The sequence below is a fragment of the Endozoicomonas sp. SESOKO1 genome (assembly GCF_024606265.1).
Classification (GTDB): Bacteria; Pseudomonadota; Gammaproteobacteria; order Pseudomonadales; family Endozoicomonadaceae; genus Endozoicomonas.
Genome location: NZ_JAHHPP010000208.1, coordinates 1 through 1330, shown reverse-complemented (window position 1 = coordinate 1330; position 1330 = coordinate 1). Strand labels below are relative to the sequence as shown.

Sequence of the window (1330 nt, the reverse complement as noted above, 5' to 3'; positions counted from 1 at the left end):
GGGTGAAAAAAAAAGAAGGGTTGTGGAAACCCTTCTTTCTATTGAATATTTAATTATTTTGGGAGTTACACCATCATTCCCATATCACCCGGGCCTCCGGGTGCTCCTCCTGGACCACTTTGCGGGCGGGGAGGTGTCGATGTTGGAGAGGCCTGTTCCTGCTTGGATTCATCCAGCTCACTGACACACCATTCCAGGGTGTTTACAAACTTTTCCAGGGTTGATTCGAATAAACCATAATCGCAGGAAGCCTGAAGGGAGCGAATCAACAGTACTTCGGTTTTGTCATGGTTCAATGCCAGAAACGCACCCTGCATGCTGTGATGCTGGAGGTTCAGTGAACACATTTTTTCCAGCAAAGCGGTTTTTTCCGGACTGTCATGGGTAATCATGGGTCGAACGGAAGCGACAAATACCAGCGCCTCATCGTCCTCCAGATACTCCATGTTGACGATTAAGGTATCGTCAAAACACAGCCCACAGGCGTCATGTTCGTTTAATTTGAGTTCTCCCAGGCCGATGCTCTGGGCAAAGTGTTGTAGATGCTGTTCTACATTCTGCTTGAAAGACATCAGGCCCTTCCCTCCACTGATTTGTTTTTCACTGATTTGTTATTCATAGTTGAGCAATTTATTTTTGATAATCTATGTATAGCTTAGACACTATATATAGCTCAGACATTCCACATGGGGAAAAAATCCATAGGTTTAATCGGCTGATTGTCAGATTTCATAAAAAGCTTCAGGAAATGCCCACATCAAGGGGTGAAAAGCCTGTTGCTTTCCTTCATGATACAAAATCACTCAATGCTGTTTGGTAAATAGTTTGTGATTGATGACGCCATTTGGATGAATGAAGCCCTGCTGGAAGCTGCTAAAGGCCGCAGTATAGGAGAGGTTCCCGTTGGTGCTGTAGTGGTCAAGGATGGTCAGATTATTGCCCGGGCCTGTAATCAGCCTGTTTCATCCTGTAACCCGGTTGCCCATGCTGAAATTCTGGCGCTTCAGTCAGCAGCTGCCGCCATCGGGAACTACCGCCTGCTGGATTGTGACCTCTATGTTACGCTGGAACCCTGCACCATGTGTGCCGGGGCCATTGTCCACAGTCGGATTCGTCGCCTGATTTACGGAGCAGCAGAACCCAAGGCCGGGGCCATTGTCAGTGCCGCAAAGGTTCTTGAGCAACCTCAGATGAACCACCGGGTAGAGGTTACCGCGGGTGTTCTCCAGGCTGAATGCAGCGAGATGATCAGCGATTTTTTCCGTTTTCGGCGCCAGCAGATTCGTGAAGCACGAAGAAAGCGGAATGATTCATACAAGGACTATGGGAC

Annotated in this window: 2 protein-coding genes; one reads left to right on the top strand and one right to left on the bottom strand. The window is 48.0% G+C overall.

The window, feature by feature from the left end:
- Nucleotides 1-65: 65 nt before the first annotated feature.
- Nucleotides 66-572 (bottom strand): type III secretion system chaperone, encoded by a 507-nt coding sequence (locus KDK13_RS09740; RefSeq protein ID WP_257284786.1) that lies wholly within the window; start codon nucleotides 570-572, stop codon nucleotides 66-68.
- Between the two features lie 276 nt (nucleotides 573-848).
- On the opposite strand from KDK13_RS09740, the gene tadA reads away from it, so the two are divergent.
- A partial coding sequence (gene tadA, locus KDK13_RS09735) for a tRNA adenosine(34) deaminase TadA (protein WP_306671071.1) occupies nucleotides 849-1330 on the top strand: 482 nt, incomplete at its 3' end.

What these genes read in the sequence shown, in the direction of transcription:
- KDK13_RS09740 (WP_257284786.1), bottom strand. Translation starts at nt 572, where the DNA reads ATGTCTTTCAAGCAGAATGTAGAACAGCATCTACAACACTTTGCCCAG.